The sequence below is a fragment of the Thiomonas sp. OC7 genome, assembly GCF_900634595.1.
GTDB lineage: Bacteria > Pseudomonadota > Gammaproteobacteria > Burkholderiales > Burkholderiaceae_C > Thiomonas > Thiomonas arsenitoxydans.
This window is the reverse complement of the sequence record NZ_LR131953.1, coordinates 1,713,481-1,738,795: the sequence shown is the minus strand read 5'-3', so window position 1 is coordinate 1,738,795 and position 25,315 is coordinate 1,713,481. Positions and strand designations below refer to the sequence as shown.

Annotated in this window: 23 protein-coding genes; 9 read left to right on the top strand and 14 right to left on the bottom strand. The window is 62.0% G+C overall.

Translation table 11 applies throughout. From position 1 onward, the window contains the following. The first annotated feature begins 68 nt into the window (after positions 1-68). Positions 69-1,445: a bifunctional UDP-N-acetylglucosamine diphosphorylase/glucosamine-1-phosphate N-acetyltransferase GlmU gene (gene glmU / locus BIO17B3_RS08415; RefSeq protein WP_232054225.1), complete on the top strand. Its 1,377-nt coding sequence runs from the start codon at positions 69-71 to the stop codon at positions 1,443-1,445. A 54-nt stretch (positions 1,446-1,499) separates the two neighbouring features. Here glmU and BIO17B3_RS08410 read toward each other — a convergent pair whose 3' ends face one another. Together BIO17B3_RS08410 and BIO17B3_RS08405 are read right to left on the bottom strand one after the other, a co-directional pair. Beyond that, complete coding sequence (locus tag BIO17B3_RS08410; protein ID WP_156053738.1) at positions 1,500-2,939, bottom strand: ATP-binding protein; 1,440 nt, start codon at positions 2,937-2,939, stop codon at positions 1,500-1,502. Further along, the gene (locus BIO17B3_RS08405; RefSeq protein ID WP_013104782.1) at positions 2,936-3,658 is read right to left on the bottom strand and encodes a response regulator; all 723 of its coding nucleotides are present in this window, start codon (positions 3,656-3,658) and stop codon (positions 2,936-2,938) included. The genes BIO17B3_RS08410 and BIO17B3_RS08405 overlap by 4 nt, the downstream gene beginning before the upstream one ends. Positions 3,659-3,877: 219 nt before the next feature. Between BIO17B3_RS08405 and BIO17B3_RS08400 the strand changes: the two genes are divergently transcribed. The 3 genes from BIO17B3_RS08400 to BIO17B3_RS08390 all read left to right on the top strand — a co-directional run bounded on the left by BIO17B3_RS08400 (position 3,878) and on the right by BIO17B3_RS08390 (position 6,465). Next, positions 3,878-4,399, top strand: a complete 522-nt coding sequence (locus tag BIO17B3_RS08400; protein WP_156053737.1) for a Spy/CpxP family protein refolding chaperone — start codon at positions 3,878-3,880, stop codon at positions 4,397-4,399. A 105-nt stretch (positions 4,400-4,504) separates the two neighbouring features. Further along, positions 4,505-4,738: an SHOCT domain-containing protein gene (locus tag BIO17B3_RS08395; RefSeq protein WP_013104784.1), complete on the top strand. Its 234-nt coding sequence runs from the start codon at positions 4,505-4,507 to the stop codon at positions 4,736-4,738. Next, positions 4,735-6,465: a multicopper oxidase family protein gene (locus BIO17B3_RS08390; protein ID WP_156053736.1), complete on the top strand. Its 1,731-nt coding sequence runs from the start codon at positions 4,735-4,737 to the stop codon at positions 6,463-6,465. The genes BIO17B3_RS08395 and BIO17B3_RS08390 overlap by 4 nt, the downstream gene beginning before the upstream one ends. Before the next feature lie 177 nt (positions 6,466-6,642). On the opposite strand, the gene BIO17B3_RS08385 is transcribed toward BIO17B3_RS08390, so the two are convergent. The 3 genes from BIO17B3_RS08385 to BIO17B3_RS08375 all read right to left on the bottom strand — a co-directional run bounded on the left by BIO17B3_RS08385 (position 6,643) and on the right by BIO17B3_RS08375 (position 10,598). Further along, on the bottom strand, positions 6,643-7,986 hold the full coding sequence (locus tag BIO17B3_RS08385) for a sigma-54 dependent transcriptional regulator (protein WP_156053735.1): 1,344 nt from the start codon (positions 7,984-7,986) through the stop codon (positions 6,643-6,645). A gap of 228 nt (positions 7,987-8,214) precedes the next feature. Further along, on the bottom strand, positions 8,215-9,711 hold the full coding sequence (locus BIO17B3_RS08380; RefSeq protein ID WP_156053734.1) for a HAMP domain-containing sensor histidine kinase: 1,497 nt from the start codon (positions 9,709-9,711) through the stop codon (positions 8,215-8,217). Beyond that, positions 9,708-10,598, bottom strand: coding sequence for a PhnD/SsuA/transferrin family substrate-binding protein (locus BIO17B3_RS08375; RefSeq protein WP_064971669.1), 891 nt, complete (start codon positions 10,596-10,598; stop codon positions 9,708-9,710). Before BIO17B3_RS08375 ends, BIO17B3_RS08380 begins: the two co-directional genes overlap by 4 nt. 208 nt (positions 10,599-10,806) lie before the next feature. Between BIO17B3_RS08375 and BIO17B3_RS08370 the strand changes: the two genes are divergently transcribed. From BIO17B3_RS08370 to BIO17B3_RS08350, 5 genes are all read left to right on the top strand, one after another. After that, positions 10,807-11,346 carry an arsenate reductase (azurin) small subunit gene (locus tag BIO17B3_RS08370; protein ID WP_064971668.1) on the top strand — a complete coding sequence of 180 codons (540 nt, stop codon included), beginning with the start codon at positions 10,807-10,809 and terminating at the stop codon, positions 11,344-11,346. A gap of 21 nt (positions 11,347-11,367) precedes the next feature. Beyond that, positions 11,368-13,890 (top strand): arsenate reductase (azurin) large subunit, encoded by a 2,523-nt coding sequence (locus BIO17B3_RS08365; RefSeq protein ID WP_156053733.1) that lies wholly within the window; start codon positions 11,368-11,370, stop codon positions 13,888-13,890. 225 nt (positions 13,891-14,115) lie between these two features. Further along, positions 14,116-14,427, top strand: coding sequence for a c-type cytochrome (locus BIO17B3_RS08360; protein ID WP_064971667.1), 312 nt, complete (start codon positions 14,116-14,118; stop codon positions 14,425-14,427). Between the two features lie 93 nt (positions 14,428-14,520). After that, positions 14,521-15,117: a nitroreductase family protein gene (locus BIO17B3_RS08355; protein ID WP_084440264.1), complete on the top strand. Its 597-nt coding sequence runs from the start codon at positions 14,521-14,523 to the stop codon at positions 15,115-15,117. Then, complete coding sequence (locus tag BIO17B3_RS08350) at positions 15,114-15,500, top strand: helix-turn-helix transcriptional regulator (RefSeq protein ID WP_064971666.1); 387 nt, start codon at positions 15,114-15,116, stop codon at positions 15,498-15,500. Before BIO17B3_RS08355 ends, BIO17B3_RS08350 begins: the two co-directional genes overlap by 4 nt. Here the strand turns inward: BIO17B3_RS08350 and BIO17B3_RS08345 are convergent. The 9 genes from BIO17B3_RS08345 to BIO17B3_RS08305 form a co-directional block, all read right to left on the bottom strand. Beyond that, the gene (locus tag BIO17B3_RS08345) at positions 15,479-16,129 is read right to left on the bottom strand and encodes a molecular chaperone TorD family protein (protein ID WP_064971665.1); all 651 of its coding nucleotides are present in this window, start codon (positions 16,127-16,129) and stop codon (positions 15,479-15,481) included. The genes BIO17B3_RS08350 and BIO17B3_RS08345 overlap by 22 nt on opposite strands. Continuing rightward, positions 16,122-19,205 (bottom strand): molybdopterin-dependent oxidoreductase, encoded by a 3,084-nt coding sequence (locus BIO17B3_RS08340; protein ID WP_064971664.1) that lies wholly within the window; start codon positions 19,203-19,205, stop codon positions 16,122-16,124. The genes BIO17B3_RS08345 and BIO17B3_RS08340 overlap by 8 nt, the downstream gene beginning before the upstream one ends. A gap of 4 nt (positions 19,206-19,209) precedes the next feature. Continuing rightward, the gene (locus BIO17B3_RS08335; RefSeq protein WP_064971663.1) at positions 19,210-20,388 is read right to left on the bottom strand and encodes a hypothetical protein; all 1,179 of its coding nucleotides are present in this window, start codon (positions 20,386-20,388) and stop codon (positions 19,210-19,212) included. Next, positions 20,381-21,316 (bottom strand): 4Fe-4S dicluster domain-containing protein, encoded by a 936-nt coding sequence (locus tag BIO17B3_RS08330; protein ID WP_064971662.1) that lies wholly within the window; start codon positions 21,314-21,316, stop codon positions 20,381-20,383. Before BIO17B3_RS08330 ends, BIO17B3_RS08335 begins: the two co-directional genes overlap by 8 nt. A 158-nt stretch (positions 21,317-21,474) precedes the next feature. Next, positions 21,475-22,080 carry a hypothetical protein gene (locus BIO17B3_RS08325; protein WP_064971661.1) on the bottom strand — a complete coding sequence of 202 codons (606 nt, stop codon included), beginning with the start codon at positions 22,078-22,080 and terminating at the stop codon, positions 21,475-21,477. Then, positions 22,077-22,826 (bottom strand): sulfite exporter TauE/SafE family protein, encoded by a 750-nt coding sequence (locus BIO17B3_RS08320; RefSeq protein ID WP_013124465.1) that lies wholly within the window; start codon positions 22,824-22,826, stop codon positions 22,077-22,079. The genes BIO17B3_RS08325 and BIO17B3_RS08320 overlap by 4 nt, the downstream gene beginning before the upstream one ends. 52 nt (positions 22,827-22,878) lie before the next feature. After that, complete coding sequence (locus BIO17B3_RS08315; RefSeq protein WP_013124464.1) at positions 22,879-23,277, bottom strand: rhodanese-like domain-containing protein; 399 nt, start codon at positions 23,275-23,277, stop codon at positions 22,879-22,881. A gap of 170 nt (positions 23,278-23,447) precedes the next feature. Next, positions 23,448-23,966 (bottom strand): acyloxyacyl hydrolase, encoded by a 519-nt coding sequence (locus tag BIO17B3_RS08310; protein ID WP_064971660.1) that lies wholly within the window; start codon positions 23,964-23,966, stop codon positions 23,448-23,450. A gap of 48 nt (positions 23,967-24,014) precedes the next feature. Continuing rightward, positions 24,015-25,310, bottom strand: a complete 1,296-nt coding sequence (locus BIO17B3_RS08305) for an NAD(P)/FAD-dependent oxidoreductase (protein ID WP_064971659.1) — start codon at positions 25,308-25,310, stop codon at positions 24,015-24,017. Between the last annotated feature and the right edge of the window lie 5 nt (positions 25,311-25,315).

Here is a 25,315-nt window from a genome sequence, read left to right as displayed (position 1 = left end):
GCTGATGCGGGGTTTTTCATGCGGCAAATGGCGCAGCAGCGTCACCGGCGCTCCTTAGAATGCGCGGCATGATGATCGCCCAAGCCCCCTCCTCCGCCCTTTCCGTCGTCGTCCTTGCCGCAGGCAAGGGCACGCGCATGCGCTCCGACGCTCCCAAAGTGCTGCAGCCGCTGGCGGGCAAACCGCTGCTCGGCCATGTGCTCGATACCGTGCATCACCTGTCGGCCGAGCGCGTGGTGGTGGTCACCGGTTTCGGCGCGCAGCGGGTGCAAGAGGCCTTTGCCCATCAGGCGCACCTGCGCTTTGCGCTGCAGGAGCCGCAGCTCGGCACCGGCCATGCGGTGCAGCAAGCCCTGCCGGACCTGCCGGGTGACGGCGTGTGCCTGGTGCTCTATGGCGACGTGCCGTTGGCGCCCGCCGCCAGTCTGGCGCCGCTGGTGGCGCAGGCGCAGACGGGCGCGCTCGCCCTGCTCACCGTCGAGCTGGACGACCCGACTGGTTATGGCCGCATTCTGCGCAACGCCGACGGCGCGGTGCAGGGTATCGTCGAACACAAAGACGCCACGCCGACGCAGCGCGCGGTGCGCGAATGCAACACCGGCATTCTGTGCGCGCCCCTGCCCGCCCTGCGCCGCTGGCTGGGCCAGTTGCGCAACGACAACGCGCAGGGCGAGTATTACCTCACCGACGTGGTGGCCCTGGCCGTGGCCGACAGTTTGCCGGTGCGCGCCTCCACCGTGGCCGACGCGGACGACGTGCTCGGCGTGAACGACCGCAGCCAGCTCGCGCATCTGGAGCGCGTGGTGCAACTGCGCACTGCGAGCCGCCTGCTCGACGCGGGCGTCACCCTGGCCGACCCGAGCCGCATCGACGTGCGCGGCGCGCTGCACTGTGGCCGCGATGTGTTCATCGACGTGGGCTGCGTGTTCGAAGGCGAAGTGCATCTGGCCGACGGCGCCCGCGTGGGGCCCTACGCCGTGCTGCGCGATGTGCGCGTGGGCGCGGGCACGGTGGTGCATCCCTTCTGCCATCTCGACGGCGCGAGCATCGGCGCGGGCGCGAGCATCGGCCCCTTCGCCCGGCTGCGGCCCGCGACCGCCCTGGCCGACGGCGTGCACATCGGCAACTTCGTCGAAGTGAAAAACGGCACACTGGGCCCGGGCTCCAAGGCCAACCACTTGAGCTATGTGGGTGACGCCACGGTGGGCTCGCGGGTCAATATCGGCGCGGGCACCATCGTGGCCAACTACGACGGCGCCAACAAACACCGCACCGTGATTGAAGACGATGCGCACACCGGCTCCAACTCGGTGCTGGTCGCGCCCATCACCATCGGTGCGGGCGCGACGGTGGGCGCGGGTTCCACGGTGAGCAAAAACGTGCCGGCGGGCAAGCTCACGGTCGCACGCGCCAAGGCCGTCACCCTCGACNTATCCGGCTTTTGATCGGCGCCAAAAAACGAAGGGAAAACGGATTTTGAATTTTGCTGGGCCGACGACTTATGCCGGACTATGTGGAAGTTCCAAGATCGCCTCCATTCCGCCATCGCGGCGATTCTGCAACGTCAACCGTCCCCCCGCCGCACGCGCGATGTCGCGTGCGATACCGAGGCCAAGGCCGGTGCCGCCGGTTTGACGGCTGCGCGACGCTTCGAGCCGATAGAACGGCTCAAACACCTTTTCCAGTTCTTCCTCCGGAATGCCGGGGCCCTGATCCTGAATGCGCAGTGTCAGGGAGGTAGCGCTATCGTCGACGACGATGAGGGCCCGTTCGCCATATAAAACGGCATTGTCGAGCAGATTCGCTAAGCAACGCTTTATTCGAGCTGGATCCCCAACGAAGGGCTTGTTGGTACGCCCTTGAATCTGCACTTCACGCCCCATCTCTTCTGCGTCGGCCTGCAGACTTTCAAGCAAGGACATGATGTCAATGGGCTGAATATGTTGTGGCTGGTCGAGACCGCGCATGAAATCCAGCGTGTACTTCACCATCTGCTCCATCTCCAGCAGATCCTTCTCGAACCGCGCGCGCACATCGTCATCATCCAGCAGTTCTGCGCGCAAACGCATGCGGGTGATCGGCGTTTTCAGATCGTGCGACATGGCCGAAAAAATGCGCGTCCGATCCGTAATAAATCGAATCAGTTGAGCCTGCATGGTGTTGAACGCGTGTGCAGCGCGCCGTACCTCGGCAGGTCCAGCTTCCGGCAGTGGAGGACGATGGATGTCTTCACCAAGTGATTCAGCGGCCGAGGCCAGGACCGCCAGCGGCCGCGTCATCCACCGCACGGCAACAAAGGAGAGGAACAACACTGACGCCAAGAGTACGAGCAAGGTCAGCAGCAAATGCCAGGGGGGCGCCTGGGCGCCTTGGTGAAGCTGGGTTGTAAAGGCCACCCAGTTTCCATCGTGCAGTTGCACCTGGATCAGGAAGCCGAGTTTTTCCGCCATGAAGGCTTGCATGGAAGACCGGGATGCCTGTGTCATACCCGACATATAGGCCGCCATCGAGGCCATGCCAGGTAGGGGTCGCCGGTGCATGTCGGGGAATCCATTGGCCTCAGAAGGGTTTGCACTGGCCGAGACGATCAGCGGTCTTTCATCCCCGAGTGCGGAATGAAGCGCCTGTGAAAACATCATGGTTTGTGCGCTGCGCATTGCGGCAGCCGTTGTCTTGATGGGTGAGGGCTCCAAGTCCACGACCTGGGGCGGCACGCTCAAGACTTTTGCGATACGGAGCCGCTCCTGATGCGGCATCGAATCCAGAAGTTTGACCACGTCAGCAATGCGTTGCGCAGACTGCATGCCGCTGTTGCGCAGCACCGCTCGGTCGCGCTCGGCGAAGTTAATTGAGGCGCTCAGGAGTTGCGCCAAAATCAAGCCGCTCGAGAGGACGAGCATCATGCGGCCGAACAGCGACGCCGGCAGCAACCGTTTCACGGCTTTCCTTCAACGGGCACTGACAACACATAGCCCATGCCGCGCACCGTCTTGATCAGTACCGGGTCGCGCGGATCATCTCCAAGACGTTGACGCAAGCGACTGACCTGGACATCAATGCTGCGATCGAGCGGGTCGGCCTCCCGGCCTTGCGTGAGATCCACTAGCTGGTCGCGGTTGAGAACCCGGTTGGGATGGCTCAGAAAAATGCGCAACAAGCGGTATTCCGCGCCACTCAGCGTCACGACCACGCCTGCGGGAGAAATCAGATGGCGATGCAGGGTGTTGAGCGTCCAGCCTGCAAAATGGGCCTCGCGCAAATCTTCGGGCTGCAAATTGACGGGCAGGCTGCGAGCGCGTCGCAAGATGACCTTGATGCGGGCGAGCAACTCGCGCGCGCTGAAGGGCTTGGTCAGATAGTCGTCGGCGCCCATCTCCAGCCCGACGACACGATCGGTCTCGTCGCTGCGGGCGGTGAGCATCAACACAGGGATGTCGGATTTGGCGCGGAGCTGGCGACAGAGCGTCAGACCGTCGTCGCCCGGAAGCATTAGATCGAGCACGATCAAGTCGATGCGTGCGGCGACGAGGGCGCGCTCCATGGCCTTGCCGTCGCCCACCGCGGTGACGCGCAGCCCGTTCTTTTGCAAATAGGCGCTCAGCAGATTACGGATCTCGCCATCGTCGTCAACGATCAGGATGTGGTCAGGTGTGTCCATGCCGTGATTTTCAGCGGTCTGCGGCGCGCCTCGTCAAAAACAATGTAACGCAGCATGTCAGCCACAGGTTCGCAGATCATGCGATACAAAACAGCCGCTTTTTGACACGGCCTGCTTACACGTCAGCGTTGAAATGGCTTCCATTGCGATGGCGGTCAATCAGATGTCGCTGCGGGAACGTCCCGCCAACCGTCTACGCATTTTGATCGGAGATCAATCATGAAATGCAACCATAGAACACTGGGTCTTGCCGCCGTCCTCTCACTCGCCGCGATTGGCACCGCCTACGCACAATCCCCTGCCCAACCGCAGCAATACGGCTGCATGCAGGGGGCCGGGCCGGGCATGGGCATGATGGGCGGCCGCGGCATGGCTGCGGGCATGATGGGGCGCGGTGATCCGGCTGCCAGGATGGAAAATCGTCTCGGCGCGATGAAGGCGCAATTGCAGATCACGCCGCAGCAAGAGCCTGCTTGGGACGCCTTTGCGGCACAAGCCAAGAAGCAGTCCGATGCGATGCAGTCCATGCGGACCACCCTGTTTGAGGCAAAGGGCAATGCTCCGGAACGCATGGAGCAACGCACCCAGTCGATGCAAGCGCGCGTGGCAGGCATGGAGACCATGACCGCTGCGATGAAAACGCTCTACGCCGAACTGAGCCCGGCGCAGCAAACCATACTGAATCAGCAGTTTGGCGCGATGCGCGGAACCCGTCGCGGAGCGCCTGCGGGCGCGCAGTAAACCGGAGCCGGACGAGCGCGCGCGATCGCACGGATACAACTCGCCGATTGCGCGTGCAATGCACTGCGGCATGCAGTCGGCGCCAAACACAAAGGAGTACGCATCATGATGGGGTATTGGGGTTGGGGCGCAGGCCCTTGGTTCGGGATGTGGATCATTCCAGTCCTTGTGCTGGGTCTGATTCTCTGGATGATTTTCAGAGGAGGACACGGCGTGTCGCATTGCGGGGACCGGCATTCCAGGCAAGAGTCGGCGCGTGAGGCGCTTGACCGGCGCTATGCGAACGGTGAAATCAGTCGCGAGGACTATCAGCGCATGAAACAGGAGATCAAGTCATGACGTCAACGAAATCGAACCGCATGCCGGGTTCGGCGGATCACCACAAGCCGCCCGATTGGAAGGACGGCAAACTCAGCCGACGCCAGATCATTGTTGGTGCCGTGGCGGGCAGCTCTCTCTGGTTGGCGGGCCGCACGCATGCACAGGGCATGGGCGGCATGATGATGGGGTCGATGCCGGGCATGGGTCAGGGCGGCATGGCCGGTATGGGTGCAAACACCGAGCGCGGCGCGACAGTGCGGACCGGCGTGTTCACCCGCCCCATGCCCATCCCTGGGCAACTCGGCGGACAGGCTCAGGCGGATGGTAGTCTGGCGTATGCATTGCGGATCGCCCCCGGAACCAGCACCTTGCTCGCGGGTGTGCAGACCCCTACCTGGGGCTATAACGGGGCTTATCTGGGCCCGACGCTGCGCATCCCGCGCGGCAAACGGGTGCGGATCCAGGTTCGCAATGCGCTGAACCAGCCAACAACCACCCATTGGCACGGCGCCCATGTGCCCGGCACGATGGATGGCGGCCCGCAAAGCCTCATCGCGCCGGGGCACTCCATGGATTACGCCTACACCCTGGATCAACCGGGTGCCACGCTTTGGTATCACCCCCACCCGGATGGGCTGACAGGTCCTCACGTCTACGCCGGTATGGCAGGGCTGCTGCTGGTCGATGATGGCGTGGACCGCGCCCTCGGGTTGCCGCATACCTGGGGCGTGGATGACTTTCCCGTGATCGTGCAAGATCGGCGCTTTGGGGCTGATGGCACGCTGCGCTATATGAACAGCATGATGGACCGCATGGGCATGAAGGGCGACCGGTTTTTGGTGAACGGTTGTGAACAGCCCTATGTCAACGTTCCTGCGCAATGGGTGCGGCTGCGTCTGGTCAACGGATCGAATGCGCGCCTCTATAACTTTGCTTTCGCCAGCGGACAGAGTTTTTATGTGGTTGCCAGCGATGCCGGACTTCTGGCTCATCCTGTGGAGAGGCGCAGTTTGCTTCTCGCAGCAGCGGAGCGTGCGGAGATCCTGGTGGATTTGCGCAAACTCCAAGGAAGCACTCTGGTGTTGCGCAGTGACTCGGGCTCCGTTGTTCCAGGGCTGAGCAGCATGCCCATGGACGCTGATCGATTTGATCGCCAGGGGTTCGATCTGCTGCAGCTTCGGGTTGGCGCTCCTGCCGGAAAATCGGGGCGGCTTCCTGATCATCTGGTGGCCATCCCGTCGCTACGCATCGACGCGCCCCAGCGACTGTTCAGCTTGCAGGGAATGCAAGGGATGCAGGGCGCCATGGGAGGCGGGGCAATGGGCGCGATGGGGGGCATGTCGGGGGATCAGGGCATGGGCGCAAACACCGGCCCTGGCGGCATGAGTATGGGCGTGGGCATGGAAAAACTGTTTTCTATCAACCACCAGTTCATGGAGATGTCGGTGATCAATCAGCGCGTGCGCCTGGGCAGCACCGAGGTCTGGCAAGTGAGGAACGAGGGCCATATGGCGCATACCTTCCATGTCCATGGCACGTCGTTTCAGATTCTCTCTCGCGATGGCGTGGCTCCGCCGGAGTATGAGCGAGGCTGGAAAGATGTCGTTCTCGTGCGGCGCAACCAAACGGTCCGCCTGGTTGCCCGATTCGATCAGCCCGCTGGCAAAGACCATCCCTTCATGTACCACTGCCACATCCTGGAGCATGAGGACAATGGCATGATGGGACAGTTCACAGTGGCATGACATGGGGGACAGATGCAGGTCAGCCTGATTGCACGGGCGGTTTGCAGGAGCTGCGCATGACGTGGTTCAGGCATCACGCATTAACAGAGCTGATCGTTCCTTCCCATGACGGTAGCCGCGACCTCAGACCGCAGTGGTGTAGCAGAACCGATGCCGATTGGCGCCAACATCAGGCGATCAGGTGGCGATTTTGTGGCGCCTGAGTTTTTCCCAGAGGGTCTTTCGGCTGATTCCCAAAACTTCAGCCGTCTCAGCCATCTTGCCTTCTCGCTCACTCATCACTTGCGTCAGATATTCGCGCTCGGCTCGGGCTAGATAGTCGCCCAGGGGCGTCGCTACATTGTGAGCGCGAGCGGCAAATGTGGAAGATCCTGGGTTCGAGCACGGCATGCCGAACCGCTCCCAGCGCACCCAGCAATCGCTGGCAAAATGGTAGGCGCGATCGAGCGCGGAAAATAGTTCGCGGACATTGCCCTCCCAGGGTTGCAGCTTGGCCCAGGAGACGAAACGTGGGTCGAGCCGTTTGGATTGCCCGGTCTTGGCGTTGAGCGTCTGGACCCGGCGGTGCGCCAGCCAGGCGATATCGTCCGCGCGCTCGCGCAGCGGCGGCAAGTGGATCGGCACTCCGCTGATGCGAAACAGCAGATCCCGGCGAAAGGCGCCTGTCTCGGCCATCTTGTCCAGCCGTTTGTGCGTGGCGCAAATCAGGCGTACCGAGACATGCAGATCCTTTTCGCTGCCCAGGCGACAAACCTGTCCGTCCTGCAGTACGCGCAGCAACTTGGCCTGTACCGGCATGGACATGTCGCCGATTTCGTCGAGAAACAACACGCCGCCATTGGCCCGCTCAAAGACGCCATGATGGCGTTTATTGGCGCCGGTGAACGCGCCCGCCTCATGGCCGAATAGTTCGGATTCGAGCAGTCCTTCGTGAATCGCCGCGCAGTTGATGGCCACCATCGGAAGATCGTGTCGGGCTCCCGGCTGCGCCGCAATCCTGGCGCGAATGTGCTGCGCCACCAGTTCTTTGCCGGTACCTGATTCACCCTGAATCAGCACCGGCAAATCCAGAGATGCAATGCGGTCGATCAGCTGCTCCAGCGCCTGCGACGCTGGCGATATGCCGAACCATGCGTCGTCGTCATGCGTGCCCGGGGGCATCCATTCTCCGATGCGCTGGATCAGTGCGTCCAGATCGAAGGGCTTCTGAATGTAGTCCCAGGCTCCTTGGCGCACGAGGCGAACGGCCTGTTCAACCGAGCCGTAGCCGGTCATGAACACCAACGGTGGGCAGCAGCCGCCGTAGCGCTCCAGCATGGTGGCGAGCAGGCTACCGCCGTCGCCGTCGGGCAGACGGATATCGCTGAGCACCAGCGGATACAGACGGGTCTGCAGCGCCTTGCGCGCGGCGCAAAGATCGCTCACCAAGTCCACGTTGTAGTTTTCCAGGCGCAGGCGCAACTGCAGCGACTCGCCCATGATGGGATCGTCCTCGACGACCAAGACAGTCGGGGTGGTCAAGATGTCATCTCCTCGGGTTTTTTGCCAGGTCTGTCCCTGATCTGTGTAAGCCAATCGTATGCCGATACGTCCATTCGTGGTGATGAAGCAGTATTTCTCGCAGCGCACCAGCAGCTTGCGCAACCGGTTCAGCCAGCAAAGACAGACCTTGCCCCCGGCGCCGCGGTTTCTTCTTCGGGGCGATGCGGCGATCCTGGACGCTTTGGGCAAGACCGAGGTCAGTTCGGCTTATCGGCGCCTCAAGGGGATGTCGATGGTCGCAGTGGTGATGCCACTGGCATGGCCGAGTCTGAGCGTGCCTCCGACGTCGCTGAGCAGCCGGCGGCTCTCCCATAGACCGAAGCCCGATTCCTCCGGGATGCTGGTCGGCGCCACAGCTGCGAGCAGCGCCGCAGGAGGTGCGGCTCCCCGGTTGTGTACCCGCACACACAGAGCGCCACCGTGCAGATCGACGTCGAGTTCGATGGCCGATCCCGGCAGTGCTGCATGGCAGGCGTTGAGCAGGATGTTGAGCGTAGCCTGACGCATCGGCCCGGCGGCCACGGCGATTGGCGCGTTGGGCAGATCGATGCGGTATTGCACCTGCACATCGCGCTCGTGCTGGCAGGGCTGAATGATTTCGATCAGATCGGTAAAGTCCTTGGGGAGTAGATCGCGCTCATCCGGCCGGGTCTGTGCAAGTAGCGTCTGCGCAATGCTTCGCAGTTGCTCCAAGCCGCGGTCGAGCAGATCGATCGCTTGGCCGGTGGTGGCGTCAAACTGACCAAAGCGCTTTGCCGTTCGCAGCGCATTGAGCATCCCGCCGAGCGGGTTGTTGATTTCGTGCGCCGTCGCGGCGGCCAGCGCGCCCGCAGCGGCGAGTTTTTCGGCGCGGCGTGCCCGCTCGGCCTGCTCCAGCAGCCGACCGAACGCTGCGGCCAGCCTGCCGACCTCGTCGTTGCGCTCGGCAAGCTCGGCGCTGATGCGCCGCGTGGCGTCGTCGCTGCGGGCCATCGCATCCTGCAGGCGCGCAAGCGGAGCCAGCATGCGACGGGTCAATACCCAAACGATGGGGGCGAATACGGCCATCGCCAGCAGGGTGACGTTGGCGACCCACCAAGTCATCGACGTCAAGCGCTGGCGATACAGCGCATCGCTCACCGCATAAACCAATGTGCCGACGCTCGCACCCGAATCGGCGCGAAGTGCGCTGATATAGATGCGCCAATTGCCGCTCTGGATGGGGGGCGACAATCCCGGATGCGCACTGGCCACGCTCAAAGGTGAATTCACCCGCAGAGAGCCTGGCGCCCACAATGGAGTCCAGACCGGCACCTGCGCGGTGGGGAACAGTTTGGGGTCGGAACTTGCGAACACCTGGTCTGAGGGGCCAACAATCACCGCCAGCGATGCACCCTGCGGCGGTGAGGCGACTTGATCCCCCGTCACCGAGGTGAGCGCCTCATAGGCGCCCCAGACATTGTCCTGCTGGATGAGAATCGGCAGGCTCTTGTCCCAGGCGGTGACCGCCTGGTAGGCGCCCGCATCGACATCTTCGATGAGGTATTGCCGCGTGAGCAAGCCCAAGCCTGCTGCCATCAACAGTGCAGCCAGCGCCACTAGAGTGGCCGCGATCAGCGGCAGGCGCAACAGCAGCCCCCCCGGCAGCTCAGGCAATACCCGCAGGCGGACCGCTTTTGGCGCCGTCGCGGTGCGTTCGCTGTCTCCGGGAGGCGCGGCGCTCATGCGGATGCGTAGATGGCGGACAACGGAATGGGAGAATGCGTACCGTCGAGAACCCTGGCAAGTTCAGCAATGCCGTCGAACCAACTCTCCTGCGGCAACAGAAAGTCCTGGAGATCGAGACTGCGCAACAAGCCCCGGCCCTGCACATCATTCTTGGCCGAGAGCAAGACAGATTGCAGGCGGGTGTGAAGCGCCGTGTCGAGATTTTTGCGCGTGACGACGGGCGGAAACCCATAGTGCCGGGATTTGGCGACGATGCGCGTCTTGAGCGCAGCCTGCGACTGACGCTTCATGAGCACTTCCCAGATGTATCCGTCGACGGTTCCTGAATCGGCGAGACCGCTGCCGACTGCCTCCACCACCTTATGCAAGGAGTAGGTATAGAACGTGCGGCGGAAAAAGCTCTGTGGTGTTTGTCCGAGCGCGCGCAGGGCCACCACCGGCACGAGATAACCCGAGTTCGACAGAGGATCGTCGAAAGCGAACACATCGCCACGCAAATCGACGATGGAATGGGCCTGCGTGCGCGCCGCGCCGGTGATGAGATAGCTGCGATACCAAGGCTGCCCATGCCAGCCCGGCTGCGCGCACAAGCGGACAAAACCCCTGGCGACGACATAAGGGAAGCCGCAGATCCAGGCGGCCTCCATTTCATCCGAACGTAGCGCCTCCAAGGCCTCTTGATAGCTCGATTTCTGCAGGATCTGCACCGGCATGCCCAGCTGGTTTTGCAAATAGTCCTGCCAGAGATGAATGGCGCCATCGTGCAGAAACACATCGGTGACGCCGAAGCGAAAAGCGGCGCCCCGGGGTAGCGTTTGGGCGCGCAAGGGCAAGCTGGAAAGGGCCAGCGAGGCTGAAAAACCAAGGAGATCGCGGCGGTTCATGGTTCAGGGTGTCACGTCAACGAAACAGGAAATCGCCCGAGACGTTACGTCCGCGTAACGCGGGGAGGCCGTCAGAAAATCGAACCCGTTGCGCAAGTCTTTGAACCCCATGAAGAAATCGCTTGGGCGTTGGTCGAAGGATTGATGGGCACATCCCTTGCAACAGAAAGCGGTGCGCAAGTGCGTAACAACAGCAAGAGGAGACATCATGACTGAGAAGGTATCGCGCCGCATCTTTCTGAAAGTAGCCGGAACCAGCGTAGCAGGCGTAGGCGCCGCCGTCAGCCCGGTTGGGCCCGCAATGGCGGCAGAGTCGGACGCTGCGGCCATTCGCGCTGCGGCGGGCATGGCCGTGCTGCCTTACCCGAAAGCCGCCGTGGGCAAGGCCAAGGCCATGCAGCCCAACACCCCGGTGCCCTTCAATTACCCCGATGCGGGCTCGCCCTGTGTGGCCATCAAGATGGGCCAGCGCGTGGCCGGTGGCGTGGGGCCCGATGGCGACATCGTTGCCTACAGCAGCCTGTGTACCCACATGGGCTGCCCGCTGATGTACGACGCCAAGACGCGCAGCTTCAAGTGCCCTTGCCACTACAGCATGTTCGACCCTGAAAAATCGGGCCAGATGATTTGCGGTCAGGCTACCGAAGACTTGCCGCAGATCCAGCTCAGCTACGACGCCGGCAGCGACACAGTTCACGCCGTTGCTGTCACGGGATTGATCTACGGCCGTCAGGCCAACGTGCTGTAAACCGATCAAGGAGACTTCACCATGTCGCAATTCAAAGACCGCGTCGCACTTCCTCCCGTCGATGCGCAAAAAACCAATCTCACCTGCCAGTTCTGTATCGTCGGCTGCGGCTATCACGCCTTCAAATGGGACGCCGACCAAGAAGGCGGACGCGCGCCTAACCAGAACGCGCTGGGGCTAGATTTTCGCAAGCAGCTCCCGCCGTTCTCGACCATCATGACTCCGGCCATGACCAATGTGCTGACCGGCAAGGACGGCAAGCGCTACAACATCATGATCGTGCCGGACAAGGAATGCGTGGTTAATCAGGGCCAAAGCTCCACCAGGGGAGGCAAGATGGCTTCCTATTTCTATAACGCGGACCGCATCACCCGCGAACGGCTGCTGCATCCTCGCGTGTATCAGGGCGGCGAGTGGCTCGACACCTCCTGGGCCTATGCCTTGCAGATCTACGGCGGCATGGTCAAAAAGATTCTGGACAAGGAGGGCCCTGATGCCATTGCCGTGGCCATGTTCGACCACGGCGGCTCCGGCGGCGGATTCGAAAACACCTGGGGAACCGGCAAGCTCGTGTTCTCGGCGATCCAGACGCCGACCTGCCGCATCCACAACCGCCCAGCGTACAACTCCGAATGCTTTGGCAATCGGGACATGGGCATTTTCGAGTTGAACAACAGCTACGAAGACGCCGAACTGGCCGATGTGATCTGGTCCAACGGCAACAACCCCTACGAGAACCAGACCAACTACTTCCTCGTGCACTGGCTGCCTAATCTGCAGGGCGCGACGCTCGACAAGAAGAAAAAGATGTTTCCCAACGAGCCGGTGGCCGCTGGCAAGTTCATTTTTGTCGATCCGCGCCGCACGCCGTCGATTTCCATCAGTGAAAGCATCGCCAAGGATCAGGTCTTGCATCTGGCGATCAACCCGGGCGCAGATGGCGCGCTGTGGAACGGCATGCTCACTTACATCGTTGATCAGGGCTGGATCGACAAGGACTTCATTGCCCAGCACACCGAAGGCTTCGAGGCCGCCGTCAAGGCCAATCGCATGTCGCTCGACGAATGCAGCCGCATCACCGGCCTGCCGGTCGCGCAGATCAAGCAGGCCGCCGAGTGGAGCTACAAGCCCAAGGCGCCCGGCAAGCTGCCCCGTACCATGCACGCCTTCGAAAAGGGCATCATCTGGGGCAACAACAACTATGTGACCGAGCAGGCCATGGGTGCGGTGGTCGTGGCCACGCACAACGTCGGCCGCCGCGGCACCGGCTGGGTGCGCATGGGTGGTCACCAGGAAGGTTATTGCCGCCCCGGCTATCCGGAACCAGCGCACCGCTATCCGGCAGCCAGCTTCCCCATTCCCATGCACGACAAGCTGATCGAGGTGGACGACTACCTGATCAACGGCAAGGGCAAGATGATGACCTACTGGGCGTGCAACAGCTTCCAGACCACCAACAACGCCCAGGCGCTGCGCGAAGCGGTGATTCGCCGCAGCCAGATCGTGCGCAAGGCCATGGCGAACGCGCGCGGGGCCACGCCGAAAGAAATGGTCGACGTGATCTACGCCGCGACGCAAAAAGGCGGTCTGTTTGTTGGCATGATGAACATCTACCCGACCATGCTGGCCGAGGCCGCGCATGTGATGTTCCCCGCTGCAGTCTCGGGCGAGATGAACCTCACGTCGATGAACGGCGAGCGCCGCATGCGCCTGAGCGAAAAATTCATCGATCCCCCCGGAGAGGCCATCCCCGACTGCCTGATTGCCGCGCGCATCGCCAACACCATCAAGGTGATGTACGAGAAGGAAGGCAATGCCAAAATGGCCAAGCGCTTCGAGGGATTCGAGTGGGCCACCGAGGAAGATGCCTTCAACGACGGCTTCCGGCGCGCAGGCCAACCGGGTGCGGGTGAGATCGACAGCCAGGGCGGCGACACGGGCCACCTTGTCACCTACGACCTGTTGCGCAAGGCGGGCAACAATGGCGTGCAGTTGCCGGTGAAGTCGGTGCAGGGCGACAAGATGATCGGCACCGACATGCTCTACACCGACAACAAATTCGGTACCAAGAGCGGCAAGGCCAAGGTATTCGCAGCCAAGTGGCAGGGCATGCTCAAGCCGGCGGCTGAGCAAAAGGCCAAGTTCAAGTTCTTTATCAACAACGGACGCCTGAACGAGGTCTGGCAGTCGTGGTTCAACAACCAGTATGACAAGTTCATCACCGATCGCTATCCGGTGGCGGTCATCCAGATGAACCCGTCGGATATGGCTGGCTTGGGCATCAAGGCGACCGACATCGTCGAGGTGTACAACGACAACGGTGCCACGACGGCCATGGCGTACCCCGAAGCCACACTCAAGACGGGGAGCACCTTCATGGTCTTCGGCGCGCCGAAGGGCGTGCAAGGCTCTGTCACCAGTACGGCGACAGATGCGCACTTCCTGCCCTACTACAAAGGATCGTGGGCCAATATCCGGCGCATCGGCTCCATGCCGGACTGGCATCGAACGGTGTCCACCAAGAGCCGCCTGTACGAAAGTTGAGCAGCCACTTTGTTTTCGAGCGTCTTCCCCAAAGGTCGGCGACGGCCAGCGGGGAAACCGCTTTCCTCCTCAAGCGGCGTCTCGACCAGGCTTCGGATGGAGCCTGTTTTTTCTTTAACCGCATCGCCGTCACACTGAACAACAGGAGGTGCAACCATCACAAGCCACCCAGACCTTCCTTTCCGTTCTTCCCTGAAACACGACTTCAATAAAGAGGTTTTTGCCATGAAAAAGCTGATGTTCGTTTTGCTGATGAGCGCCTTTGCCACCCAGGCTTGGGCCGCCCCCGACATGATGGCGCTGGCCAAGCAGAAAAACTGCTTGGCCTGCCACGCGGTCGACGCGAAAATCGTGGGCCCTGCCTACAAGGCTGTGGCTGAGAAATACGCGAGCAAGCCCGGAGCGGTGAATATGCTGGTCAACGCCGTGCTGCACGGTCACGTCGGCACCTGGGGACAAGTGCCGATGCCGGCGAACACCGATGTGACACCCGCCCAGGCCAAGCAGCTCGTCGAATGGATTCTGAGCCTGAAGTGACTCCGTTTCCAGGGACTCCGATTCTTGCGCAAATCCGCTTGCCGCAACCGCAGCCGGCGGATGTTGCAGGCACTGCATATCACGAGCGTATCCATGACTCTTGCCGAACAAATCGAAGCCGCCGAACTCGTCTGCGAGCTCGTCAGCCGCAGACAACAGGTTTCGCCCAAACGCCTGGTCGCCCCTGGCCCGACGCCGAAGCAGATCGACCAGTTATGGAAGGCTGCGGCGCAGGCGCCCGATCACGGTCTCATCCTGCCCTGGCGCTTCATCCAGGTGAGCGATGCGGCGCGAGATGAGCTCGGTGCGGCGTTCGAGCAGGCGCTGCTCGAACGCGACCCCGCAGCCACCCAGATGCAACGCGAAGACGCCCGCGCCAAGGCGGCGCGCGCGCCGTTTCTTGCGCTGGCCGTTTCGCGCCTTGAAGGTGATGATCACGCGGAAATCCCCGCGACCGAGCGCTTGGTGTCGCTGGGCTGCGCCCTGCAAAACATGCTGCTGATGGCGCAGGCGCAGGGTTTCGGCGCGGGACTGGTGAGCGGTCAGGCGATGGATGCGGTGGCGCTGCGTACCCTATTCGGCCTGTCTTCCCATGAAAAGGCCGTTTGTTTCATTGTCATCGGCACGGTGCTCAAGGCCAAGGCCAGCCGGGTGCGGCCGACTGCTGCAGATTTCGTCAACTTGTTATGAACACGAGCCCGCTTCTCAAATCCGGCATCGAACCCCGATTTTTTCCGGCCACTGCGGCCAGAGAAGACGTGGAGCATGAAACCGATCTTATCCAGGTCGTCTTTCAGGGCGCGGCTGATCTGTTTGCGGCGCTGTCGTGTCCCACGCGCCTGCGCATGGTCTGTGCACTCAGCCAGGCCGATCACACCGTGCGCGATCTGGCCCGTGCTTCCCAGTGCTCCCAGGCCAATGTGTCAGGCCACTTGCGTCTGCTGCGTCGCGCCAACATCGTGCGGTGTGAGCGCAGCGGCAACTATGTTCTCTATCACTTGAACAATACCTTGGCCAATTCGCTTTGCGGCATGGTCTGCGGACAGGCCGTTCAGGACCCAATGCCAGGCTGAATGGGAATGACCTTGGGCCTGGCGCCTATTGCCGCGGGGGCTATGGGGACGATGGCCGCGCGAACCGTGGTGAACAAATCGCCCAACATCGATCCCAGCAGGGCGATGTAGGGGCTGGCCGAACACGACAGCAGGTGTGCGAAGGTGTCGGCCCAGGGCTGGAGATGTTCCCCGAGGAATTCGCCGATCAATATTCGGTCGGCTTCGTCGTCTTGGGCGGCGTCGAGCAGCATGGACAGAAAAGCTAGCAGCACCCCGACGTGATCGAGCGGGCGGTTGCTGCCGGAGAGAAAGGGGTCCGCGGGCAAGGACGACGGGTCGAAACCAGCGGCGTCATACCAGGGCATGAGGGCGTCGCCGCCGTCGTGCCGTGGCGTGGCGAAATGCCAGAAGGCATCGGTCTGGCGCGCCTGGGCCAGCACATGCGCCACCGGCGGCAGAAAACAGCCCGACTGGGCGATGCACAGATGGTCGTAAAAATCTTGCCGCGCCTGCGCCGCATCGAGCGTGACACCGGCGTCGGACTCCAGTGCGGCCAGGGTGTCACGATCCGGCGGATTGAGCAGCAGCCGCGAGGCCGCTGCGGCCAGCCGGGCCAGATCGCGGTATGGATGGGTGGGCTCAGACACGCGCCGTCTCCTTCTCCAAGCGCGCCTTGGTGTTGTAGAACACCACGCTGCCGCCGGTGAGATCCATCAGCGGCATCTGCCACACATCGGGGTCACGTCGCATGATGGGATTGAGGTGGATGCCGGCGCGGCGCACCGCGTCACCCATGACGCGCTTGCCATCGACCTGATAGTTGCTCGCGCCATAGCCCCAGTGCCCATAGCCGACTTCGAACAGGATCACGCCTGGACGGATGCCTTCGAGCACGACGGCACGGCCTTTGCGCTTGCCTTCAGGCGTGACCACCCAGATCCAGTCTCCATCGGCAATGCCCAGACGTTTGGCGTCTGCAGCAGCCATGTGGACACCGTTGCTCGGATTGATTTCGCGCAAGGTGTAGTTCGAGACCAGCCGCGAGTGCGATTGCAGCGCGCCTTTCATGGTGATGATGGTCATCGGCCAGTCCTTCGGATCATCGAGCTGGTCGAGATGCTTGCCTAAAGCCGTCATGGGCTCGACCCAGCGCGTTGTGCCATGGAAAAACTGGCCATTCATGCTGTTGCGCGTGGTGCCCGTTTTCTCCGCGTAGAAGTGCAGGCGCTTGGTGTACTGGTAGGCGAGCTGGTCACCCTTGCGTGCGCCTGTGTGCGGCTGGAAGCGCCCACCGCGCACCAGACAGCCCATGACCGTAGGCCATTCCTCCGGTTTGAGCGCCGCGGCAAATTTCTGGTGATAGTCGCCCAGAGCGGTGACCGCGATCTCCTGCGCGCTCGCAGCAGGCACCTCATCGCCCTCCACGCCCTCCACGCCCTTAGCGGCGACCAGATTGGCAACTGCCTTGAGATAAAAATCTTCGCGTCGATGGAAGGGCCAGAGCTTGCCCTGCGCGTCAGGGATGCCTTTGTCGCCGTAGCCTGGCATGCCGATGCGCTTGGCCACGTCGATGAGGAATTCCTCCATGCATACATGTCGGCCGTCGGGCGTTTTGGAGGTGAGGCTCACTGCTGGCCAGCGCACGCCCGTCCCCTTGGTCAAGGTCGTCGGAAAAGTGTCCACCAAGTCATAGCTTTCCAGATGCGACACGTCGGGGACGATGTAGTCGGCAAACATGCTCGAGTCCCCAACGACGATCTCGGAGGCAATGATCAGCGGAATGTTTTTCGGGTCCTTGATCGCGGCCAGAAACTCCGGGTTGCCCTGGCCTGGCACGCTGTACAGCGGAGTGGCTTTCTGCCACATCAGGATGTCCACGCCATACGGATAACGCTGCACCGCTGACGGCAGGGTTTCCGTGTACATCGCGAAGCTCAGTGGAAACCAAGGGCGCTTGGGTGGATAGGGATTCTTGCCCGCGGCGATCTTGGCCTTGTACTCGCTGGTGTCCTCGTAGTGAAACTTTTCGCGGTTGATGATCACGCCCTTGGCGAGGCCCTCTGCTTCGGGAACGCTGGTCAGGTCATAGCGCCCTTTGTTGACCGGATACCCGCCGCCGCCAGCGGTAAGCCCGCCTGTCCAGTTCATATTGCCAACAAGCAGATTGAGCATCAGAACCGCCACCCCGTTGTAATACCCATTGGGATGTTTGACCACGCCGCGGTACATGGTGCTGGCCACTTGCCTGCCATGGCTGGTGAATTCGCGCGCCACTTCGATGATGCGTGCTGGTTCGATGCCGCAAATCTGCGCATACTGCTCGATGGTGTGCTCCCTGGCGGCCTCCGTGAGCAGGCGGAATGCGGTTTTCACCGTAACGCCATTCACCTCGCCAGCAAAGTCGATTTGCGCGGCTTTGACCCCGGCCGCCTGCGCTGGTTTGCCAGTAGCAGCGTCGATGACCACGCGGTCGTCTTCGCCGCTGGCCTGCGCCTTGCCCAGACCGGCGACTTCCGCGGTGAGAAACCGTCGTGCCTGCGGATGCTTGGGATCGACGATCACCAGGTGCGTGGCGTCGGTATGCGAGAGCTCGCCCGCTGCCTGCGCCGCTGCCAATGTGGGGTAAGACAAATAAGGGGCGTTGTAGCGCTGGTTGTCGATGATCCAGCGGATCATGCCCAGTGCCAGCGCGCCGTCGGTGCTGGGTTTGATCGGCAGCCAGCTCGCGCGGTCGCCGATCACGCCGCCGCGGCTGAGCTTGGGGTCGACGACCACGTACTTCAGCCCGTCGGGTTTGGCCCGCGCCTCGGCGACGTATTTGCCCTGCGTCTGCATGGGAAAGTTGGCATCTCCGGGCTGCGTCCCCCAGTAGATGATGAACTTGGCCTCGCGCACATCGGGCTGGGTCATGTTGATGCCCGAAAACACATGCTGATGCGCGATGTGGTGCGACAGTTCGCATTCATTGACGTGGTCGAACACGTTGACGCTGCCGAAGGTGCTACCGAATCTTTGCGCGAACGTCATGCGCGTACCCACCAGGCGACCGCCCTGCAGCACGAAGCCATTGGTACGCATGCCAAATTCAGGCGCGTCCGGATCCATCAGTTCCTTACGCTTCGCATACAAGCCGCGGAAGCCCAGCACCTCAAGATCCTTGCTTGCCGGATCGGAGGTGTCGGCGAAAATCTTGCCGCCTTCGGTGACTTCGGTGAGCAGCGTGTCCCAGGAGATCGGCTTCCATTGGCCGCTGCCGCGCGGCCCGACCCGCTTGAGGGGAACCAGCACGCGGTAAGGGTCGTAGGTGGACTGAATGCCAGTATTGCCCCGGGCGCACACGGTTCCGGGCAGCGCCGCCGTATCGATTAGCGGGGTGGTGACGGCGGTGTATTCGCTCAGGGTATTGGGGTGGTAGGGGTTGCCGATGATGCGCTGGATGCGCCCGGTCTTGCGGTCGATTTTCACCCGTAGGCCGCATTCACTGTGGCATTGCAGATCCACGGTGTGATGCAGCGTCCACTGCGGATTGGGAACGAGTTTGCCGCTGGCGGTATCGCGCAGCCATTCCGGGGTATTGGAATTGCCATACACCGGATGCAGCGCCTTGCGGCCGCGTTGATGCAGCGGGATCAGATCGACCAGGCGTTTGGAAAAACCGAGAGTGCCAGCCCCGAGGCCCGCAACGGCGCCCAAGGTGAGAAGTCCACGACGTGAGATGTCCATGATGTCAAGCCTTATTGGCAACACTAAAAGGAGCCGATTGGGTATCGCGCGGCATTGCTGCGAGCAGCGCAGCCAGGATGCCGAGGAACAGCAGCACGCTGACCCCCGTGTACCAAAGCTCTTCGAAGTTCAGATGAAAGAGGTAATAGCCCGCACCGCTGCGGTTGATTGCTTCACCGCCGAGGACGACGCCGATGCGCGCCGCGTATGAACCCCAGGTCGCAGCGAACAGCGCGATCCACTGCGCGCCATAGCTGCGGCCGCTGGGCAGCAGGAGCAGCGCCAAGGGAACGAGCAGGCCGATGAAGGTCCAGTTCCAGGTGATCTGCGTTGCGTAGGGCCCCATGAAGAGATTGGCCGCGCGCAATTCCTCGATCGTGCCGAAGCGTCCGAGCCACCACATCCAGCCATACCAAGTGACCAGGCAGACGCCCAGCGCGACTGCAGCCGTCGTGCGGTGGCCGCTTTGCGCCTGCGGACGCGTGGCCGTGACCAGCCAGGCGAGCAGGGGGATCAACGCCATTTCCGCTAGCGCCGCCACCGCAATCGCACTGGCGAGGAACAATAGGGCAGCGGCTGGCGAATTCCAGACCGGCACGCCATGTTCGTTCATCAGAAACACCGCCGAATACAGCGGCGCGAACAGGCCCAGAAACACAGTGAGCACCAGTGTCGGCTTGAACCAGCGCGACTCGAACACGCTGTAATGCCGACTCCATAGCGAAAAGAAATCAGCCAGCTTGCGCCACCCTGCGCTGAGCGGCTCGATTTCAGCTTCCAGTCGCGCGCGGGGAATGGACTGAAAACTCAGCCACCAGCCCAGCACCAGAAAGAGGGGCAGCAGGATGATGCCGTACTTGATGATCGCCGTGTCCCAGTTATACCAGCCGAGAAAGTAGCCGAAGATCAGTCGGCCAGGCTGCTGCACTTCGGCCAGCACATTGACGAAACCGCCGAGGATGAGCGCGACCACCAGCGGCATGGTGAAGCGGTGCTCCACCGTGTCGGTGCGTCCGCGCCAGGCGTTGATGGCCCAGATCAGCGCGAGCGCTCCGGCCACGCCAAGCGCCCACGAATAGTTGGCGAACAGAATGGAAAACGGCCGGTCATGGACGACGTTGTACAACTCGTTGAAATGGCGCAGAGGCGGCACGAATTGCGGGGTGACGAGCGGGTTAGACATGATCGGCCTCCTTGCCAGTGGCGATATCCCAGTCGTGGTCGTTGCGGTCGATGTCCTGTTGCTCCTTGGACCACAGCGTCGGGATGCCGGGTGGGTTGTTCTGCAGCTCGGTGGTCAGCCCGATGTAGAAGACCCGCGGCTCGTTGCCGGTACCGGGTTTGAGTTGCTGGATGGCTTCGCTGAGCACCTGCTTGGTCATGGGGTCGTTCGGGTCGTTGAGATCTCCGAATTGGCGCGCGCCCCCCACGCAGGTTTCCACGCAGGCCGGCAGCAGACCTTGATCCACGCGCTGCGAGCAGAAAGTGCACTTGTCGGCGGTCTTGGTGATCGGATTGATGAAGCGCGCGTCATACGGACAGGCGTTGACACAGGCGCCGCACCCCCAGCACAGGTCGTAGTCGATCTCGACGATGCCGTCCTTGCGCTGCCAGGTCGCGCCAGCCGGGCAGACCTCGATGCAAGAGGGCCGTTCGCAGTGGTTGCACAAACGCGGCAAAAAAGCGCGCTTGGTATCCGGATAGACGCCGAGCTCGACGTCGGGCACCCAAGTGCGGAACACCCCGGTGGGAATATTGTTTTCGAACTTGCAGGCGGCGGTACAGGCTTGGCAGCCGATGCACTTGCGCAGATCGATCAACATGCCCCAGCGTTTGCCCTCGAATCCTTCCTTGGCCAGGTTGCCGTCTTTGGTGGTGTAGGCGTAAACGGAACGGTCGTGCGCGAGCTCGTAATCGGTGCCGGCCGGCGTGAGCGCCTCGGGCGTGTCACCGAAGGCGTCGTCGCCGGGCTGTTTGACTTCGGCGGCGTCGGCGCCGACCGTTGCGGCGGCTGCAGCGCCGACCGTTGCCGCCGCGACGCCGAGCGCTCTGCCGAGAAAGTTTCGGCGGCCTTTGGCCGCAGGGTCTTCAAATTGTGGTGATGCATTCATGGCGATCCTCATGGTTCCCAATAGGGATGGAGTCAAGGTAGGCCACGAAGAAATTGATAAATTTGTGTTACATCAAAAGATTCCTTTGCGTGATATCGACAGGTGTAATTGAATGTATTAGGCGCGTCTGCACAGCAAGGCCGATCTGCTGCGCGGACTCACTTCGCCGACGCCCCGCGATCCTGATGGGCGTAGATCAGCACGGCGAAAAACACCCCGCCCTGGACGAAACCGAGCAGCGACTCGATTCCGGCTGCGAGCATGGCGTTGAGGGTGCGCGGAATCCAGTCGCCCAAGCCCAGGGTGGTGAACAGCTCCATCGAGATGTAGAGCGCCACGCGCAGGCTGTGCGGCTGCATGAGCAGCATGTGTTGCACTTCTTCCGCGCCGTTGTAGCGGAACAGATCGAACACGCCGAACAGTTCGTACAACAGCGCGAAATAAAGCAGCGTGACCGCCGTGATCTCAAGATAGAGAAAGACGATGTTGAGCAGATCCAGATGCATCGAGCGCCGTTTGCGCGAGACATAGAACAACATCAGATCAAGCAGGAAAAACCGCACGATCACGATGTAGATCAAAAATCCAAACAGAATGTCTTCACGATGGGTGGCGAAATGCGCGGGATATTGCTCTTTCCACCCCCACGCCAGCAACAGCGGGGCGAGCATCAACGGAATGATGAAAGGCAACACCGGGATGAGCTGCAACCTGGAGTCCGCGGCATGGCGGGCTTGTTTTTTGAGCGGTTGCAAGGAGGTCATCGCAAGAGGTTCCAAATCATTTTGGCCGCAAGAATCAGCAACAAACCGGCGATGAGTTTTTTCACCCCGCTGGACGACAGGCGGTAAGTCATGATGCGCCCGCCGATCACCCCGCCCAAGGCGGCAGCCACGCTCACCACAGCGAGCAGCGACCAGTCCATATTGGCAAAACTCAGATAGGTGAAAAACCCGCCCAGTGTCGCAAAGGGAATGGAAAAACTCACCGCGTAGGCGGCCTTTTTGGCGTCAAACCCCAGCAGCACCAACACTGCGAGAATGGGCGAACCCCCGCCCACGCCGATCAGCCCGGACACCCAGCCCACGCCGACGCCGAGCGCGATCAGCACCCAGACCCGGTCGTACGCCGCCTTGGGCTGGCGCTTGAAAAACAACAGCAAAGCGGCGCTGACGATCATGAACCCGGCCAGCACCCACTCGATGACGTGTTGCGGCACGTCTCGGCTCATCCAGGCTCCGAGCGGAGTGGCAATCATCATCGAGACGGCCAGAGGCAGCGCAAAGCGGATGTCGAGTACGCCGCGGGCCGCGTTCATCACCGAGGCGGACATGGTCGAGACCGAATTGACGAACAGCCCGATGGCCTTGGCCAGATCGAGCGCCATGCCCAGCATGCCGAAGGTGGGCACCAAAGCGACCGCAGCCCCCACGCCGCCCATGGCAAACAGGGTGGACAGCACCAGCGTCAGCGCGAAGTACAAGGCGTCATGCAGGATGAGGGCACTCATGGCAATGCTCGCGTGGCGAAAATCGGGGGGATGAAGGCGCGGGCGCGGCGCTTCATGACTGCCCAGACAGTCGGCGCATCAGATCGCGCGCCTTGTCGCCGCGCAGGGCATCGACCAGTCCGAGCATGCCCTCATTGAGATAACGCGACTGAAAACCCTCCAGCGTGAGGAACAGGCGCGCGATCTCGGCCCGGTCGTAATGCGGGCAGAGGGTGATGATGAGCTTGCTGCGGTCGAGTTCGTGCAGGCGATCAGGCAGCGCGTCGAGCGGAATGTGCAGGCCGAAGCCGAGATGCCAGGCGGCATATTCCTCGGCGAAGCGGATATCGACGAGTTGCGCCTTGCCCGTGGCGTACAGGTCGAGGGCTTCGGCCACGCCGATTTTCATCGCCTGGCGCTCGGCGTAATCGAAGCGGCGAAGGTAGGCGGCAAAGGATTGGGACAGGGGCATGGCAGTAGGCTCCTCGGATCGGGGTGAGTCAGTGGCCTGCGCGTTCGTCAAGGCGGGCGCGCAAGAAAGCGAAATCAAGGCCGACAGGCGTAACAGCAAGTCGCGTTTGTTCGGGTCTATCGGCGCTTGTGCGGGTTCATCGAGAGGATTGAACATCTGGCACGGATCTGTCAGAACGTGTAGCCCAGTCGCAGCTGGAAGTAATCCTGACCGGGGTTGGGGCGCTTGATGTCGGCGTTGGAATAGTGCGTGAAGCGCAAACCCAGCAGCCAGGGGCTCTGAGCAAAGCGGTGCATCACGCCCAGCGAGTCACCGAACTGGTAGGCGGTGGAAATGCGCTTGCTGCCGATATAGGTGCCGGAAAACACGTTGGCGCCGATGCCGAACTCCATCGCCGTGTCCGGGGCGAACCACCAGTGCAAAAACGGCGTGAGCCCCACATGCCACAGCGACGCCCCCGGCGTGCCCGACGGCCCCTGCGCATAACCCAGCGACGCCTCGGCCGTGAGATCCAGGCGGCTGTTGGCCAATGCGTGGCTCCACAGCGGCGCGGACTCCAGTGCAAGTGTGCTGTTGTGATAGCCCTTGTCCGCACCCCAAAGCAGGGAAAGATCGGTAGCGTGCGCAATTGATGCGCAGGCAAGCAGACTGGCGGCGACAAGAGATGTTGTGATGGATTTGCGTTTCAAGGTGTGCCTCTGCTGGGTTGATGGGGCGATCGTCCAAAGATGGAATCGTCAGAACACCTTTTCCGCTGTGAACTGCGCGAGTTCCAGACCGAAACCAGGAATTTTGCCGTTGGTCAGGAAGAACAGGTCGCGGTAGCGCATCTTGAGCCGATAGGGAATACGCCCCATCTTCAGCACCTCGTCCTGGCCGCCGAACCAGGTGTTGGCGCGCACATAGAACGCCTTGCTCTCTCCCATGTCGCCGATGCAGAAGGTGACGGGCTGCAGCGGCTGGTTCGCCTCTTCGGCATCCATGCGGCCCATGTCCAGCGCGATCTGCCGCCCGACGATCTCGGCTTCCTGGTGGCCGATGCCGCCGATCTTCGGCATGGTCACCGCCGCGCAGTCGCCGGCCGCGAAGATTTCCGGGTGCTCGGGATTGCGCATCAGCAGATTGGTCTTGATGAAGCCCATGCTGTCGCAGATCGGCAGGTCGCGCAGGCATTCATGCGCGACCCAGTCGGGCAGGATCATCTTGAGTTCGGCCTCGATCGTCTCCCCGCCCTGGAACTCCACGCCCTCGGCGGTGAGCCTGGCGATATCGGGCATGTTCTTGCGGTAGTGGATGCCCATGCCATCGATCAACTTGAGGAAGTGCCGCACATTGTTCTCACCGGCATCCGCCGCGATCAACTCCTCTTCGGGCGTGAACACCGTGATCTTGTCCGGCTTGCCCTTGCGCGAGGTGGTGAGCCAACTCGCCAGCGCCGTCGTCAGCTCCATGATCGGGCCCTCGCAGGCTGCGTGCGCATAGGGGATGCTGCCGCCAGGATAGGGCGCAAGGCCTTCGGCGCCGTTGCCCTGGTGGAAATGCGCCGAGCCGATCACGATGGGCCCGCCTTGATAGCCGCCTTCATGCAGGTATTGGCGCAAACGCTCGCCGTGGAACAGATCGGACACAGTGTGGCCGTGTTCGGCAAAACCGGGGATTCGGTCATAAGCGAGGTGTGCACCCAGGGCGATGACGAGGTAGTCGTAGTGCAGCACTTCGCATTCGGCGCCGGGACGCTCGAAGGGCAAAAAATCAACGGAGCGCCGGTCGATGTCCACACGCTTGACGATGCCCTGCACGAAGGCGATGTCATCCGATGCCAGCGCCGGGCGCAGTTGCAGGCGCTGGCGCTTGGCCGGATCGCGGTTTTCCATCACGTCGGTGGGGACGTTGGGCACGAACAGCAGATAGTCCTTGCGGTCGATCAGGGTGATATCGACGCTGTCGCCCGCGTATTCACGGATTTTCTGCGCGCTGGCAAGTCCGGCGAAATTGCCGCCGAGTATGACGACATGGGATTTTGAGGTAGTCATAAATA